The sequence below is a fragment of the Nitrosomonas sp. genome, from assembly GCF_020852615.1.
GTDB lineage: Bacteria > Pseudomonadota > Gammaproteobacteria > Burkholderiales > Nitrosomonadaceae > Nitrosomonas.
Window position 1 is genome coordinate 20659 of sequence record NZ_JADZAJ010000012.1, and the last position, 17005, is coordinate 37663.

Annotated in this window: 17 protein-coding genes; 8 read left to right on the plus strand and 9 right to left on the minus strand. The window is 50.0% G+C overall.

Annotated elements, in window-relative coordinates; translation table 11 throughout:
• Positions 1-16: 16 nt before the first annotated feature.
• On the minus strand, positions 17-385 hold the full coding sequence (locus IT527_RS02100; RefSeq protein ID WP_292965885.1) for an Mth938-like domain-containing protein: 369 nt from the start codon (positions 383-385) through the stop codon (positions 17-19).
• A gap of 133 nt (positions 386-518) precedes the next feature.
• On the opposite strand from IT527_RS02100, the gene IT527_RS02105 reads away from it, so the two are divergent.
• The 8 genes from IT527_RS02105 to odhB all read left to right on the plus strand — a co-directional run bounded on the left by IT527_RS02105 (position 519) and on the right by odhB (position 11411).
• The gene (locus IT527_RS02105; protein ID WP_292965888.1) at positions 519-1745 is read left to right on the plus strand and encodes a pyridoxal phosphate-dependent aminotransferase; all 1227 of its coding nucleotides are present in this window, start codon (positions 519-521) and stop codon (positions 1743-1745) included.
• 105 nt (positions 1746-1850) lie between these two features.
• Positions 1851-3167, plus strand: coding sequence for a homoserine dehydrogenase (locus IT527_RS02110; protein ID WP_292965891.1), 1317 nt, complete (start codon positions 1851-1853; stop codon positions 3165-3167).
• 113 nt (positions 3168-3280) lie between these two features.
• Positions 3281-4714 carry a threonine synthase gene (thrC, locus tag IT527_RS02115; protein ID WP_292965894.1) on the plus strand — a complete coding sequence of 478 codons (1434 nt, stop codon included), beginning with the start codon at positions 3281-3283 and terminating at the stop codon, positions 4712-4714.
• Positions 4715-4842: 128 nt separating this feature from the next.
• Positions 4843-5538 (plus strand): succinate dehydrogenase iron-sulfur subunit, encoded by a 696-nt coding sequence (locus tag IT527_RS02120; RefSeq protein WP_292965897.1) that lies wholly within the window; start codon positions 4843-4845, stop codon positions 5536-5538.
• A complete protein-coding gene (locus IT527_RS02125) occupies positions 5535-5801 on the plus strand; it encodes a succinate dehydrogenase assembly factor 2 (protein WP_292965900.1) in 267 nt (88 codons plus the stop codon). Before IT527_RS02120 ends, IT527_RS02125 begins: the two co-directional genes overlap by 4 nt.
• 23 nt (positions 5802-5824) lie before the next feature.
• Positions 5825-7108, plus strand: a complete 1284-nt coding sequence (gene gltA, locus IT527_RS02130; RefSeq protein ID WP_292965903.1) for a citrate synthase — start codon at positions 5825-5827, stop codon at positions 7106-7108.
• A 166-nt stretch (positions 7109-7274) separates the two neighbouring features.
• Complete coding sequence (locus IT527_RS02135) at positions 7275-10133, plus strand: 2-oxoglutarate dehydrogenase E1 component (RefSeq protein ID WP_292965906.1); 2859 nt, start codon at positions 7275-7277, stop codon at positions 10131-10133.
• A gap of 21 nt (positions 10134-10154) precedes the next feature.
• Positions 10155-11411 carry a 2-oxoglutarate dehydrogenase complex dihydrolipoyllysine-residue succinyltransferase gene (odhB, locus tag IT527_RS02140; RefSeq protein ID WP_292965909.1) on the plus strand — a complete coding sequence of 419 codons (1257 nt, stop codon included), beginning with the start codon at positions 10155-10157 and terminating at the stop codon, positions 11409-11411.
• A 135-nt stretch (positions 11412-11546) separates the two neighbouring features.
• Here the strand turns inward: odhB and IT527_RS02145 are convergent, their stop codons facing one another.
• From IT527_RS02145 to mlaE, 8 genes are all read right to left on the minus strand, one after another.
• Positions 11547-12320, minus strand: a complete 774-nt coding sequence (locus IT527_RS02145) for a hypothetical protein (RefSeq protein ID WP_292965912.1) — start codon at positions 12318-12320, stop codon at positions 11547-11549.
• Positions 12321-12752: 432 nt separating this feature from the next.
• Positions 12753-13004 carry a BolA/IbaG family iron-sulfur metabolism protein gene (locus tag IT527_RS02150; RefSeq protein WP_292965915.1) on the minus strand — a complete coding sequence of 84 codons (252 nt, stop codon included), beginning with the start codon at positions 13002-13004 and terminating at the stop codon, positions 12753-12755.
• A 33-nt stretch (positions 13005-13037) separates the two neighbouring features.
• On the minus strand, positions 13038-13793 hold the full coding sequence (locus IT527_RS02155) for an ABC transporter permease (RefSeq protein ID WP_292965918.1): 756 nt from the start codon (positions 13791-13793) through the stop codon (positions 13038-13040).
• Positions 13790-14704, minus strand: a complete 915-nt coding sequence (locus IT527_RS02160; protein WP_292965921.1) for an ABC transporter ATP-binding protein — start codon at positions 14702-14704, stop codon at positions 13790-13792. Before IT527_RS02160 ends, IT527_RS02155 begins: the two co-directional genes overlap by 4 nt.
• A gap of 49 nt (positions 14705-14753) precedes the next feature.
• Positions 14754-15077: an STAS domain-containing protein gene (locus tag IT527_RS02165; protein ID WP_292965924.1), complete on the minus strand. Its 324-nt coding sequence runs from the start codon at positions 15075-15077 to the stop codon at positions 14754-14756.
• A 1-nt stretch (position 15078) separates the two neighbouring features.
• On the minus strand, positions 15079-15696 hold the full coding sequence (locus IT527_RS02170) for an ABC transporter substrate-binding protein (protein ID WP_292965927.1): 618 nt from the start codon (positions 15694-15696) through the stop codon (positions 15079-15081).
• Positions 15697-15710: 14 nt separating this feature from the next.
• Entirely contained in the window at positions 15711-16190 is a 480-nt protein-coding gene (gene mlaD / locus IT527_RS02175) for an outer membrane lipid asymmetry maintenance protein MlaD (RefSeq protein ID WP_292965930.1), read from the minus strand.
• The gene (mlaE, locus tag IT527_RS02180) at positions 16190-16987 is read right to left on the minus strand and encodes a lipid asymmetry maintenance ABC transporter permease subunit MlaE (protein WP_292965933.1); all 798 of its coding nucleotides are present in this window, start codon (positions 16985-16987) and stop codon (positions 16190-16192) included. The genes mlaD and mlaE overlap by 1 nt, the downstream gene beginning before the upstream one ends.
• Positions 16988-17005 lie beyond the last annotated feature (18 nt).

Genomic DNA, 17005 nt, shown 5'->3' on the forward strand with positions numbered 1-17005 from the left:
GTTGTTCACCAGCAGGTCAAATCAGTATTGCAGCCGCCACATGCCTGCCTTCTGATGACAGAATATTGTAGGTTCTGCAGGTTGCCTGCGTATCCATCACTTCAAACCCGATTCCACGCGAAAGTATCATTCTCATCAGCGATACATCGGGAAACTGCAGCGATGTTCCTGTGCCAAGCAAAATGATTTCCGGCTGTACAGCCAGCAGCGCTTCAAAATGCTCCATACCCAACCGGCTGATACTGTCCGCCTGCCAGTGTTCGATAAGCTGATTTGGCAGAACGATCATGTTATCCGTATACCTTACCTGATTGACGGCAACGTAGCCTTCTCCATAGCCGGAAAACATGTTCAGACCGGAGTGATCCGAGAGATGCAGCTTCATGAAAACCCTCATGACAAAATGATTTATTTGACCCGAAGCAAGTGATACAGCCGGTTTAACCGGTCATTTTCACCCCAACCGGGATTAGCGTAACATGGTATGCTTTTTTCGTACCGAACATCTCATTACGTCCATGCAACCCATCAAAAAATCCAGCAAACTCGACAATGTCTGCTATGACATACGGGGTCCGGTTCTTGATCGCGCCAAACAAATGGAGGATGAAGGCCATCGCGTCATCAAGCTCAATATCGGCAACCCCGCTTCCTTCGGTTTCGAAGCACCGGATGAAATTTTGCAGGATGTCATTCGCAATCTTTCCGCCGCATCCGGTTATTGTGATTCAAAGGGATTATTCGCCGCCCGTAAAGCCATCATGCATTACACGCAGGAAAAAAATATCGCCAATGTACAGATGGATGATATTTACATCGGAAACGGCGTATCGGAACTGATCATGCTGGCCACACAGGCGCTGCTGGAAAATGGTGATGAGGTACTGGTTCCTTCACCGGATTATCCGTTATGGACAGCGGCGATTTCACTTGCCGGCGGAGTTGCACGACATTACGTCTGCGATGAGCAATCAGACTGGTTACCTGATCCGGAAGAGATACAGGCCAAAATCAGCAGCAGAACGCGAGCTATCGTTATCATCAACCCCAACAATCCAACCGGCGCACTGTATCCGGATGATCTGCTGCGTAACATTATCGAAATCGCCCGGCGTAACAATCTGATCATTTTTGCCGACGAAATCTACGACAAGATCCTCTACGACTCTGCCAGCCATACCTCGGTAGCCTCGCTGGCTGACGATGTTTTATTCGTCACGTTCAACGGTTTATCCAAAAACTACCGTGCGGCCGGTTTCCGCTCCGGCTGGGCTGTTGTTTCCGGCAACAAAACCCATGCACGGGATTACATTACCGGGCTTAACATGCTGGCATCCATGCGGTTGTGTGCCAATGTCCCATCGCAATTTGGCATCCAGACTGCGCTGGGGGGCTATCAAAGCATACATGATCTCACCATGCCTACCGGCCGGCTGAAACGACAGCGCGATCTGGCCTGGAAACTGCTCACCGATATCCCCGGGGTGACCTGCTTCAAACCTCAAAGCGCACTGTACCTGTTTCCACGGCTTGATTCCGACTATTACCCGATAGAAGATGATGAACGATTTGCGCTGGATTTACTGCTGGAAGAAAAAGTACTCATCGTGCAGGGGAGCGGATTCAACTGGCCGCAACCTGATCATTTCCGCATTGTATTTTTGCCGAACAGCGATGATCTGACAGAAGCCATCGGCCGGATCGCACGATTTCTCGACCGCTACCGCATTCGCCACCATCGCTGATTCCGTCACCGGAAGAAACGGGAACGAAGCGGGTACCGACTAGCCTCGCTTTATTCCGTATATAATCTGCTGTTTACTTTCACTGATGCATCAATCAATCTTGTTATGAAGCCAATTCACATAGGGCTGCTCGGTGTCGGCACCGTTGGCGGCGGCACTTATACCGTTTTGAAACGCAACCAGCAGGAAATTACCCGCCGAACCGGCCGCAGTATCATTGTCCGCATGATCGCGGATCTGGATCAGGAGAAAGTTCGTCGTCTGACGGCAGGGGATGATGTCATTGTGACTGCCGATGCGCTTGAGGTTGCCAGACATCCGGAAATTGATATCGTCGTCGAACTGATGGGAGGGCAGACCATTGCCAAACAGGCCATCCTTGAAGCCATCGCTCACGGTAAACATGTCGTTACTGCCAACAAAGCCCTGCTGGCCATTCATGGCAATGAAATTTTCGCTGCGGCACAACAACATAACGTCATTGTTGCATTCGAAGCCGCAGTAGCGGGCGGCATTCCCATCATTAAAGCTCTGCGTGAAGGCCTGGCAGCCAATCACATCGAATGGATCGCCGGCATCATCAACGGAACCAGCAACTTCATCCTGTCCGAAATGCGCTCCAAAGGACTGGATTTCACCACCGTTCTGGCTGAAGCACAGAAACTGGGCTATGCCGAAGCTGATCCGACTTACGATATTGAAGGGATTGATGCCGCACATAAAATCACCATCATGTCCGCCCTTGCCTTTGGTATCCCGGTACGATTCAACCAGGCCTACATTGAAGGGATTACGAAACTGGCCAATGATGATATCCGCTATGCGGAAGAACTCGGCTATCGCATCAAACTGCTGGGTATTACCAAACGCACCGCCAGCGGAATTGAACTGCGTGTCCACCCGGCGCTGATTCCGGTCAAACGGCTGATCGCCAATGTTGAAGGCGTCATGAACGCGATCATCGTAAAAGGTGATGCAGTGGGGCCAACACTTTACTACGGTGCCGGAGCCGGTGCGGAGCCTACCGCCAGTGCAGTCATCGCTGATCTGGTTGATGTGACACGCTTGCTCACTTCCAGTCCGGAGCACCGGGTGCCCGTGCTGGCATTCCTGCCGGAACTGCTGTCCGATACACCCATCGTCCCGATGGAGGATGTTGAAACAGCTTATTACCTGCGGTTCCAGGTGCGGGACAAGTCAGGCGTGCTGGCTGACGTTACACGCATCCTGGCAGACAGCCATATCTCTATCAGCGCCATGATTCAGAAAGAGCATGCGGATAAAGAAGATAAGGTCAATATCATCATGCTGTTGCACAAGACCAGAGAAAAAAACATCAACACGGCTATTGAAAAAATCCAGAGCCTCCCCGCCATGGCTGATAAAATTATTCGAATCCGGCTTGAAGAACTCGGCAGTTAAGCGTTTTCCTTACATCAGGGCCTGATTCATCCTCTGCATCCTCGCGGAGTTGGCACGCCTTCACCAGGACCGGAATACCCGGCTGTTTTGTACCCCGCTTATCACAGGTTTATATGCGTTATCTCTCAACTCGGGGCGGTATGTCGCCCAAAACATTTACTGAAATACTGCTGACCGGCCTGGCTCCTGATGGCGGGCTGGCCATGCCGGAGGTCTATCCCGAAATCAGCCCGGCCACGCTCGAATCCTGGCGGCCGCTGGACTATCCATCGCTGGCATTCGAGATTCTGTCACGCTTTATGGACGATATCCCGGCTGGTGATTTGCACACACTCATTGCGCGCACCTACACATCTGATATTTTTGGCAGCAAGGAGATCACACCCGTCCAGATGCTCGAGCCCGGACTGTATCTGCTGCATCTGTCCAACGGCCCCACTTTGGCGTTCAAGGACATGGCCATGCAATTTCTGGGCAACCTGTTTGAATATGTCCTCACAAAGCGTGGCGAAGAATTGAATATCCTGGGCGCAACTTCCGGGGATACCGGCTCCAGTGCGGAATATGCCATGCGCGGGAAGCGGGGAATCCGCGTATTCATGTTGTCACCTTATGGAAAAATGAGCACTTTCCAGACAGCACAAATGTTCTCGTTACAGGATAACAATATCTTCAATATTGCGATCGAAGGCGTATTTGATGATTGCCAGGATATCGTCAAAGCAGTCAGTAACGATCAGACATTCAAACAAAAATATCGGATCGGCGCGGTCAACTCGATCAACTGGGCACGAATTGCTGCCCAGGTGGTTTACTACTTTAAGGCTTATTTTGCGGTTACCCGCTCCAGCGGTGAGACAGTTTCTTTTTCTGTTCCTTCCGGCAATTTCGGCAACATTTTTGCCGGCCATGTTGCTCGCATGATGGGCCTGCCAGTCAGGAAACTGGTTCTGGCCACCAATGAAAACGATGTACTGGATGAATTTTTCCGCACGGGCCTGTATCGCCCCCGTTCAACTGCGGAAACAAAACAAACCAGCAGCCCCTCCATGGATATCTCCAAGGCCTCTAATTTTGAACGATTCATTTTTGATCTGACCGGGCGCGATGCCGGACAAGTTAAAACACTCTGGAAATCAGTTGATCAGGGCGGTGCATTTGATCTTTCCAACACTGATCTATGGAAAAAAATTGCTGATTTCGGTATCACTTCAGGAACCAGCAGCCACACCGCCCGTATTCATACCATCCGCGAAACCTATCGTAAATTTAATACCCTGATTGATACGCATACTGCAGATGGACTAAAAGTTGGTATGGAATTACGTGAACCGGATATCCCGCTGGTCTGTCTGGAAACCGCACTGCCAGCCAAATTTGCTGACAGCATCCGGGAAGCGGTGGGTTTTGAGCCGCAACGGCCCGCAGGATATGACGATCTGGAAAGCTTGCCGCAACGTTTTGAACGCATGGCTGTAGATACTGAACAAGTCAAGCAATTCATCATCAGACAAACAGATTCATCAGGCAAAATGAACCCGGCATGAAAGGTTGAGTGGAATCCTGATATATTGCTAACCTTCCCCCCTGGGTAATGTCATAAAAACATCATTTTCTTTCCCCGATCAGGGTGTTTTTATAACCAGACTGCAACAAACGGAAAAAGGAGTGCGTTATGCTGTTTTCGATTAGCCGTTATGATCCGGACAAGGATGGAAAGCCATACATGCAGGATTATGATGTAGCGCTTGAGCCCACGGATAAAATGCTTTTGGATGCATTGATACGCATCAAAACCATTGATGACAGTCTTAGTCTGCGGCGCTCCTGCCGGGAAGGTGTCTGTGGTTCCGATGCCATGAATATCAATGGCCGCAACGGACTGGCGTGTATCACTCCGCTTGCCGGGTTGCGCGAGCCGGTGGAAATCCGACCTTTGCCGGGATTACCGATCATTCGGGATCTGATCGTCGATATGAGCCAGTTTTTCAAGCAATATCATTCGATCAAGCCCTATCTGATTAACAATGACCCGCCACCGGAAACCGAGCGACTGCAATCTCAGGAAGAGCGCGCTCAGCTGGACGGGCTCTATGAATGTATTCTATGCGCCTGCTGCACCACAGCCTGTCCGTCATTCTGGTGGAACCCCGATAAATTTATCGGGCCGGCCGGCCTGCTGCAGGCTTATCGTTTTCTGGCCGACAGCCGGGATCAGGCCACTTCTGAACGACTGGACGATCTGGAAGATCCATACCGTTTGTTCCGTTGCCATTCCATCATGAATTGTGTTGATGCCTGCCCCAAGGGACTGAACCCCACCGCCGCAATAGAAAGCATAAAAGCCATGATGCTGAACAAAACAGTATGAATAACCCAACCCGCATGCGCTGGCGCTGTCGCCGCGGCATGCTGGAGCTGGACATCATTCTGCAGCGCTTTATGGATAACCACTACGAGCAGCTGGATGAACACCGGCTTACATTGTTTGAAGCATTACTGCTGCTCCCCGATCATGACCTGTGGAGCAGGATTATCCGCAATGCAGAAATACCGGACGATCCGTTTCAACCCGTATTGACGCTGTTACAGGAAAATCACCTCGCAGATCAGACATCCACGAAAAAAATTTAAATACAGGATCAATGGAGAAAATTATGCCCCCACAAAAAGTTGCCACGTTATCACTGGGTGAAGGCAGGCAAGTGATTGAACTACCCATTTTGTCCGGTAATGAAGGCCCTGACGTTATTGATATTCGCTCGCTGCATTCGCAAAACGGCATGTTTACCTATGATCCCGGTTTTGTGTCGACAGCAAGCTGCAAATCAGCCATTACCTATATTGACGGGGACAAAGGTGTTCTGCTGTACCGCGGCTACCCCATTGAGCAACTGGCTACCCGTTGTGATTTTATGGAAGTCAGTTATCTGCTGTTAAACGGTGAATTACCGTCTCCTGATCAGAAAACACAATTTGTGGACAGCATTAAAAGCCATACGATGCTGCATGAACAACTGATCAAATTTCTCAGTGGATTTCGCCGTGATGCCCATCCCATGGCTGTTATGGTTGGCGTGGTCGGGGCATTGTCGGCCTTTTATCACGATGCCATGGATGTATCTGATGCCCAGCATCGCGAGCAGTCCATATTCCGCCTGATCGCCAAATTACCGACAATCACGGCGATTGCCTATAAATACAATATCGGCCAGCCTTTCATCTATCCACGCAATGATCTGGATTTCACGGAAAACTTCCTGCACATGATGTTTGCCACACCGGCCGAAAAGTACAAGCCCAATCCGGTTATCGTCAGAGCACTGGATCGCATCCTGATTCTGCATGCTGATCACGAGCAGAATGCCTCCACCTCAACTGTTCGCCTGGCCGGCTCAAGCGGAGCAAACCCGTTTGCCTGCATCTCGGCCGGGATTACCTGTTTATGGGGTCCGGCACATGGCGGTGCAAACGAAGCCTGCCTCAACATGCTGGAACAGATTGGCGATGTTTCACGTATCAGCGAATACATTGCCCGGGCTAAAGACAAAAATGATCCTTTCCGGCTGATGGGATTTGGTCACCGCGTCTACAAAAACTTTGATCCACGGGCAACGCTGATGCGTGAAACCTGTCACGAAGTTCTGGATGAGCTGGGATTACACAATGATCGCCTGTTCAAGCTGGCACTGGAGCTGGAAAAAATTGCCCTGGAAGATGATTATTTCATCAGCAAGAAACTGTATCCCAACGTTGATTTTTACTCGGGGATTGTGCAACGTGCGCTGGGCATTCCAACATCCATGTTTACTGCCATTTTTGCTACTGCCCGCACCGTTGGCTGGGTTGCTCAGTGGAATGAAATGATTTCCGATCCGGAACAGAAAATAGGCAGGCCCCGCCAATTGTACGTTGGTGCCCCTCGCAGAGATGTACCATAACAACCGCAACCGCAACGGCCTTGCCAGGCCGGCACAGGGCTTGTAATCAGATCTGCAGCAACTGGCAAGTGCAGTTAACCTTGCTGATGTTTTTCACTTGCCAGTTGTTCAGTCTTCCGGCGATCTGAAAAATATTGCTGTGATTTCGCAGACTCAGGTGGCTACCGTGATAAAACAACTTTTAGAAGATTCCAAACTGTTCGGTGCGAATGCAGCATTCATTGAAATGCTCTACGAACATTATCTGGAAGATCCATCCGGAGTCCCGGATCAATGGCGTCAATATTTTGATTCTCTGCAGCCAACGGGAACCATCTCTACACGAGATATTTCCCATACACCTATTGTTGAATCACTGGTACGTTCTGCCACCCGGCGGCAATCACCTCTGACTGAAACCTCTATCAGACAGGCAACCGAACAGCCTTCTGATATTGAGGTACAGGAGCGCAAGCAGGTGGCCGTGCTGCAGCTGATCAACACATACCGTTTTCTGGGTGTGCGCAGAGCCAATCTCGACCCGCTCGGCCTGCAGCAGAAACAGGATATTCCCGAGCTCGATCCGGCATTCCATGGACTGGCTGATACAGATATGGACAAGGTATTCCATACCGGATCGCTGGTTGGTCCCGACCACGCCAGTCTGCGCGAAATTCTGCATCGGCTGCAGCAAACCTACTGCGGCAGTATTGGTACCGAGTACATGCATATCGCCGATACCAGACAAAAACGCTGGATACAAAACCGGCTGGAATCCATCAATGCACAGCCCAGCTTCACAGCTGAATACAAGCACCATATTCTTGAGCGGCTCACTGCGGCAGAAGGGCTGGAAAAATATCTGCACAACCGTTATGTCGGCCAGAAACGCTTTTCCGGAGAAGGTAACGAAAGCCTGATTCCATTACTGGACAAGCTGCTGCAGCACGCCGGCACTGCAGGCGCACTGGAAATTGTCATGGGAATGGCACACCGTGGCCGCCTGAATGTCCTGGTCAACACGCTGGGGAAAATGCCTTCCGAACTGTTCCAGGAATTTGAAGGCAAAAATCCGCAAACCCTGACATCAGGGGACGTCAAATATCACCAGGGATTTTCCTCTGCAGTCATGACCCCGGGCGGTATCACGCGCCTGGCACTGGCATTCAATCCGTCACACCTTGAAATTATCAACCCGGTAGTGGAAGGTTCAGTACGTGCCCGGCAACATCGCTATGGTGACAGGAATGGAGACCAGATCATCCCGGTGCTGATCCACGGAGATGCTGCCTTCGCCGGACAGGGTGTCGTGATGGAAACGCTGAATCTGTCACAAACACGCGGTTATGGCACAGGCGGAACCATCCATATCATCATCAACAACCAGATCGGCTTCACCACATCAGACCCGCGCGACAGTCGCTCAACCCTGTATTGCACCGATGTCGTCAAGATGATTGAAGCACCGGTTCTGCACGTCAGCGGAGATGATCCTGAAGCAGTGGTGCTGGCAACAGAAATTGCATTTGATTTCCGCATGCAGTTTCATAAAGATGTCGTGATTGACCTGGTCTGTTTCCGTAAACAGGGACATAACGAGCAGGATGAGCCAATGGTTACCCAGCCCTCAATGTACCGCGTCATTCACCAGCACCCGGGCACCCGTAAACTGTATGCTGACAGGCTTGTCCGCCAGAGCATCATTACAGAAGCCGAAGTGGAAAACATGATGAATGCCTATCAGGAAGCCATGGATGAAGGGCGCAACCCCAATGCGACTATCTGCTATGACTACAAATCCCCCAATACAGCCAACTGGGCACCCTTCCTGATTTCTGAAAACTGGAGTCAACCGGTAAAAACCGGAATGGCTGTTGAAGACCTGCAATATCTGTCAGAACGCCTGACTACTATTCCCGCCACATTCAAGCTACACCCAAGAGTTGAGAAAATTATCGAAGATCGTCAGAAAATGGGTGAAGGCAGCTTGCCGCTGGATTGGGGGATGGCTGAAAATCTCGCCTATGCGGCCCTGCTGAAAGAAGGTTGCCCTGTTCGCCTTTCCGGGCAGGATTGCGGACGCGGTACTTTCTTCCATCGCCATGCTGTCCTGCACGACCAGAACCGCGAACAGGATCAGTGGGAGGATGGTATCTACGTTCCCTTGCGCCACATTTCCCCCAGGCAGTCCGATTTTGTCATTATTGATTCAATCCTGTCGGAAGAAGCGGTACTGGGCTTTGAATACGGCTATGCCACAGCCCAGCCGGATGAGCTTGTCATCTGGGAAGCGCAGTTTGGAGATTTCGCCAATGGCGCTCAAGTGGTCATTGATCAGTTTATTGCTTCAGGGGAAGCAAAATGGGGGCGCCTGTGCGGTCTGGTGCTGCTGCTGCCCCACGGTTATGAAGGACAGGGGCCGGAACATTCATCTGCCCGTCTGGAGCGCTATCTGCAGTTATGCGCTGAATACAACATTCAAGTATGTGTCCCTTCCACGCCGGCACAGATTTTCCATCTGCTGCGGCGCCAGATTATCCGACCGATACGTAAGCCACTAATCGTTATGTCACCCAAAAGCATGCTGCGCCACAAGGAAGCCACATCATCGCTAAACGAACTGGCTGACGGCCATTTCCAGCCCATCATCCCCGAAACAGAATCACTTGAAACAGACAAGATAAAACGGCTGATTATCTGCAGTGGAAAAATATATTACGAACTGATCGCCTACCGGCGTGAACATGCTGTCACCAACATGGCAATCATCCGGCTGGAACAGCTTTACCCTTTCCCGCATGCAGATTTTCAGGCCCAGATAGATCAGTACAGCCACACCAGAGAAATTCTCTGGTGTCAGGAAGAACCGGGCAACCAGGGCGCCTGGCACCGTATCCAGCATTATCTGTTACGGCACATGCGACCCGACCAGACCCTCGGCTACGCGCTCCGCCCCTCTTCCGCTTCACCATCAGTCGGTTATCTGGCAATGGACAGGCTCAGGCAGAAGCAGCTGATCGAAGCTGCATTTCGCGACACAATCTGAAAAAACTCAGGAGAGTTCACTATGCTGATCGAAATCAAAGTCCCTGCATTATCGGAATCAGTAGCGGAAGCCACATTGATTAACTGGCACAAACGGCAGGGCGATCATGTCGAACGGGGTGAAAACCTGATTGATATTGAAACCGATAAAGTTGTTCTGGAGCTCCCTGCCCCGCAATCCGGAGTGCTTGCTGAAATTATCAAAGGTGATGGTGCTACTGTTATCAGCGGAGAACTCATCGCCCGCATCGATACTGCGGCCAAAGAAACGAAAGCCACTGCGCAGCAACCGGAAACAGCAGAATCTGTGACACCCCCCGCAGATGTTATGCAACTCCTGATGCCTGCAGCCAGAAAAGCAGCAGAAGAGAATAACCTTGTTGCAGAGGAAATTGCTGCAATTCACGGCACAGGCCGTGGCGGACGTATCACTAAAGAAGATGTGCTGGATCATATTAAAAATATCACTACCAGCACTTCTTCCAGTCAGCAACCTGATTCGAAAACTGACCAGGTCGTCAGCACAACCCAGACCACCGGTACTTCTTCATCAGCAGCTAATCAGATAACAGAATCGGGGCGAATGGAGAAACGCATCCCCATGACACGTTTACGCATGCGCATTGCTGAACGGCTGGTGCAATCCCAATCTACGGCAGCCATTCTGACCACCTTCAATGAAGTCAATATGCAGGCAATCATGGATTTGCGCACCCGCTACAAAACCAGCTTTGAAAAGGAATATGGCGTCAAACTTGGCTTTACCTCATTTTTCGTCAAGGCTGCCGTTGCAGCCCTCAAGAAATTCCCTATCATCAACGCATCGGTGGATGGAAATGACATTATTTACCACGAGTATTACGACATTGGTATTGCCGTGGCCAGTCCACGGGGGCTGGTTGTCCCGATCATCCGTGATGCCGACAAACTCAGCTTTGCTGAAATTGAAAAACAGGTTGCTGATCTGGCTAAACGGGCACAGGATAGCAAGCTCACGATAGAAGAACTGACAGGTGGGACTTTTTCCATTACCAATGGGGGCGTATTTGGCTCAATGCTCTCAACACCGATCATCAACCCACCCCAAAGCGCTATTCTTGGCATTCATGCCACCAAAGAACGTCCGGTGGTGGAGAACGGCCAGATCGTAATCCGGCCGGTGAACTATCTGGCACTTTCCTATGATCACCGCATTATTGACGGACGCGAAGCTGTCCTGTCTCTTGCCGCAATCAAGGAAGCTTTAGAGTATCCGGTCAGTCCGCTGTATGAGGCTTGACCGGACAGGATAGATTGAAAAGTGGGGAGGAAGATTAAACGCGGGTTCCGTTCAGGGCCATTCGCTGAATAAAAACCGGCTCTGGCAACTTCAGTGTGATAAAACAGCTCTGAGCAGTAACCCGTTACGGCTGGTTTATTTCAACTGCAGTGAACGCTTTTTCCCTGATTTGCTGGGCCAGATCTGCTTTCCCTCATAAACAATAGGCATATCACGGTTAATTTGGGCTGCAGAAGGTTTGACTGTTACATCGACTCCCTGGCCGCACGACTCAGGTAACGGGTTGGCGGTCAGGTTACGGGTTATCTTCAATGGAGCAGGCCCTCCCTCTGCTTTACTGTCATAAATTGTGCCCAGATCGTTATGTGTCCACAGATCCACTACACCCTCTGTCTGCAATCCGCCAGGGCCTGTGATCTGGCAAATATCAACAATAGATACCTGGAAGGTTACACTTTTCGCACAAGAACTCTTCGCGATGTTAACTGCATTCAACCGGAAAGGAACATAAGCCACCATTCCTTCCGGCATCCCCGGGCCGCCCGCTGCCCAGAACCCGACAACTTTTTTGGCTGCATCCTGCTTGGGTTTTACGTAATCAAAAGCCGCGCGACTCAGCAAAGGTCGAATGCTATCACTCCAGTTTGATATAAAATCTGTCAACAGATTACCTTGAGGCTGGCCGTCAATTAAAACGGTTGAATCAGCACCATCCGGAAACACAACAGAAGTCCCAATCACAGGATTGGTTCCGCAGGGATGCCCAATCACCACGTTATTCGTGATTCTGACACCTTCGCTTACTGTTCCGGTTTCAAAACGAGTATGTGCAGATGTTTCCTGCCCGATCCCCAATAACATCGTTATTGCTAATGAAAATAATGATAATTCCAGTTTGCGTTTCTTCATGTATTTACCCTTTTATTTATCAAAACCAGGCGATTGATCTGCTGTGATACCAGAACCCACCCTACCTTCTCAATAATCTGTAAAAGATGGCGACAGGTAATATCTGCAGCAACTGTTTTTTAACGAGGATGACAAACAGCTGGGAAATATTATCTGACTGGCATAAGCGGATAACAATGCGACAAATTGTCACACCTGCTAAAAAATGAAGGCCTTCCAGTTTCAGAAAAACAGGATAACCATTTGAAAAAAATGGAAATTTATAAAAGAAAAAGATTATTTTTCAAGAGATCGGCTGTACAAGTGCGACAATATGTCGCACTTGTACAGCGCCTGACAGAGCAGCAGATTTACTGACTGGCCTGTTTGCCGGATATCTCGTCCATCCGGGTGGTCAATCAGGGTGTGTTACATGGAGGTGTTATGGATTTGTCAGCTCGATGTTTTTGCTGCTTCCCACTGCTCCGGGGTGTAGGTCTTCATTGATAGCGCATGAATTTCCTCGCGCATCCGTTCACCGAGCGCCTGGTAAACCAGTTGATGCTGTTTGACCGTACTCTTACCCTGAAACAGCTCACTGACGATAATAGCGCCAAAATGATGGCCATCATCCCCCTCCACCCTGATCCAGGTGCAGGGTAACGCAGTTTTGATTGAATGTTCGATTGATTCTGCTGTAACCATATTTACTCCTGTATTTCCCGAATATCAAAATATTTACGAACGAATTTTGTAGCCGCTCTTCAGCATCCACAATGTCCAGCCTGACATGACTGCAAGACAGCACAATACAACGATCACGCTGATATAGGGTGAAATGTCGGAGACACCAAAAAAGCCGTAGCGGAAACCATCAATCATGTAAAAAAACGGGTTGAAATGTGATAAAAACTGCCATATTGGCGGCAGAGAGTGGATGGAATAAAACACCCCGGAAAGAAACGTCAATGGAAGAATGATAAAATTCTGGAATGCCGCCAGCTGATCAAACTTGTCTGACATAATCCCGGCGATCATACCCAGCACGCCCAGCAGAGCACTGCCAAGCAATGCAAATAAAACCACCCAGAGTATTGATTGCAATGGTGATGAATAGAACCAGGCGGCTACCGCATATACTCCCAGACCGACAATCAGCCCACGCAACGTGGAAGCACTGACATAAGCCAGAAAAATTTCCAGATAGGAAAGCGGCGACAGCAGAATAAATACCAGATTTCCGGTTATCTTCGACTGAATCAGGCTGGAAGATGAATTGGCAAAAGCATTTTGTAAAACAGCCATCATGACCAGTCCCGGGATCAGGAAACCGGTATAAGGAACACCGTCATAAACCTCAACGCGCGCTGACAATACGTGTGAAAAAATCAGCAGATAAAGCAGACTGGATAAAACCGGCGCCAGTATAGTCTGGAGACTGACTTTCCAGAAACGTAACAACTCTTTATAAAACAGGGTATAGAAGCCAATCATGAATCACCCGCTGCATCAGATCCCGTAATTTTCATGAACACTGTCTCCAGGTCTGGCTGGAGCAGCTGCATGTCAAGCACCTGTATTCCGGACTGACGCAATATCGCCAGTATTGTTTCAATCTCGGTGTATTCCTTTATTTTCAGACTATGCAGACAACCATTATGCTTACCTGGCCATATAGTTAACCCGGGTGGCAAGATGTCGGTGGATAAACGCAATTCCAATGTATAGTCCCTGGTGCTGCGCACAAGGCTATGCATACTGTCGAGCGCCACGATTCTTCCCTGCTTGAGCACTGCTACGCGGTTACACAGCGCCTCGGCTTCTTCCAGATAATGCGTGGTCAGCACAACCGTATGACCTTCAAGATTGAGTTGCCGGATGAACTGCCATAAGCTCTGGCGTAAATCCACATCCACCCCTGCGGTGGGTTCATCCAGGATGATGACCGGCGGTTTATGCACCAGCGCCTGCGCAATCAGCAAACGCCGTTTCATACCGCCTGACAGCGCACGCACATTGGTATGGGCCCGATCAGAAAGATCGAGGTGCTGCAGAATCTCATCGATCCAGGCATCATTTCGTTTAATTCCGAAGTAACCTGACTGGATCACCAGCATTTCACGTACAGTGAAAAAAGGATCGTACACCAGCTCTTGTGGCACCACTCCCAATCTTTTCCGGGCTTCGGAATACTCGGTCAATACATCGTATCCCATGATGCTGGCTGTCCCCTGGCTGGCTCGGGTCAAACCTGCCAGGATACTGATTAATGTGGTTTTACCCGCTCCGTTTGGACCCAGCAGTGCAAAAAATTCCCCCGGCTGCACCGTCAGATCAAGATTATCCAGTGCAATCAGCTTGCCATAACGTTTGCTGAGTTGCTGTACCTCGATAGCCGGAGTCATTGAACAGTGACAGAATCAGAGTGTTCCACGGTGTCGCTGCGGCACGAAATCAGAGAAGCTCGCCCGGACCGGCAACCGGGATCAGATCATTCACATCGTATAACTCAACCAGGCTTGCCAGGTTTACCGGCAGATTGATAAATCTGATCTTCTGACCATAGGCCTGTGCTTTGCGCACCCATTCCAGCAACATGCTGACGGCCGAGGAATCCACCTGCGTAATTTCCGCCAGATCAACCAGTACAGCACTGGTTTTAATTGCCGCTTCACCCGCACGGGCGATACCGGTCACCGTATCATAAGTTACCGGGCCGCCAACTAAAAGCCGGGGGCCCTCCAAACGGATATGTGCATCCGTCTTTCCGGCTGCCACCTTATTTTCCCCGTACAGACATATTTTTCTCCGCAAGCGCGGCAATCAGACCATTTACCCCCCCATTCTTGATCTGGCTGTTAAAAGTTCCCCGATAATTGGTAACCAGGCTAACTCCGGAAACAGTCACATCGTATACCTTCCAGGTGTTCTCATTTTTTTCCATGGCGTAGTCAATTGGGACAGACTGCTTTCCCCCTCCCTGAATCACCAGGGTTTTAACCGTCGCTTTTGTATCCTGCGGGCCAATATTAGTCGGGGTTACCTTGATGACTTCATCACGGTATGTTGTCAGCGAATTGGAATAGGTCCTCACCAGCAACGTACGAAATTCCTTTACCAGCGATTTTTTCTGTTCCTGATCTGCCTGAGACCAGTTCTTGCCCATTGCCAGCTGCGTCATACGTGTAAAGTTGAAATGGGGCAGTATTTTCTCCCGGACAAGATTTAATACCTTGTCCTGATTCCCCTCTCTGATCCCGTCATCCTGTTTCAGGATAGTCACCACTTCATCAACCGTACTTCTGATCAGGGCATCCGGTGACGAGTTTTGTGCCGCTACAGGCAGCGCAATCGCCAGCAATGACAATAAAATAAAGTTACCAATGGATATTTTCATATTTATCACCTGTTTCAAATTTTTGGATCAGTATCCTTTTTTTCTGAAGCCTTATCGAACAGAAAACGCCCGATCATATCCTCAAGCACAATAGCCGAGTTGGTTTTCATGATTTTTTCACCATCCTTGAGCATCTCTTCATCCCCTCCCGGCAATAGCCCGACGTATTGCTCGCCCAGCAACCCGGATGTCAAAATACTGGCAAAAGTATCTTTCGGGAACTGGTAATGCGTATCCACCTTCATAGTGACCACGGCATCATAGGTTTGTGTACTGAACTGAATATCCGCCACCCGCCCTACCACCACACCCGCACTTTTTACGGGCGCTCTTACCTTCAGGCCACCAATATTCTCAAAATTTCCCACCAGCCTGTAACTCCCCTCCGGCTGGAAATCAGTCAGATTCCCCGCTTTTAGCCCAAGTATCAGTAATGCACCGATACCTGCCATGACGAACAGCCCCACCCAAAAATCCATCATGGTTCGTTGCATCAACTTACTCCTCTGAACATAAACGCAGTTAGAACGAAATCCAGCCCAAGAATTGCAAGTGCAGAAGTGACCACTGTACGAGTCGTTGCTCTCGATACACCTTCCGCTGTGGGGGGTGCATCAAACCCTTCAAACACAGCGATGGCTGTTACCACCACCCCAAAGAAACCGCTTTTGATGACGCCGTTCACAATGTCATAACGGAAATCAACTGCGCTCTGCATCTGGGACCAGAAAGATCCTTCATCCACACCGATAAAAACCACTGTCACCAGATACCCGCCAAATATGCCTGTAACAGAGAACATTGCTGCCAGCAGCGGCATGGAAAACACCCCCCCCCAGAATCTGGGCGCGATGATACGTGCAATCGGATCAATTGCCATCATTCCCATGGCAGCCAGCTGCTCAGTTGCCTTCATTAAACCGATTTCAGCTGTCATGGCCGAACCGGCACGGCTGGCAAACAGTAATGCAGCGATGACAGGGCCCAGCTCTCGCACGAGAGACAATGCCACCAGCGTCCCCACAGCAGATTCGGATCCAAATTTCTGCAGGGTTTCATAGCCCTGCAAACCCAGCACCATACCGACAAACAGCCCGGATACCAGAATAATGATGAGCGACAGGACACCGGCAAAATAAATCTCACGTGTAATCAGGCGGAAACGCAGAAAACCGGGGACAGATTTCAACAGAACCAGCAATATAAACCGGGTCGCATACCCGAGTCGCCAAATGCTGTCGACTACCCTGTGACCAACTGATTCAATAAAGACTTTAAGCTGCTTAACCAAACCGGTAATTCCTGTTAT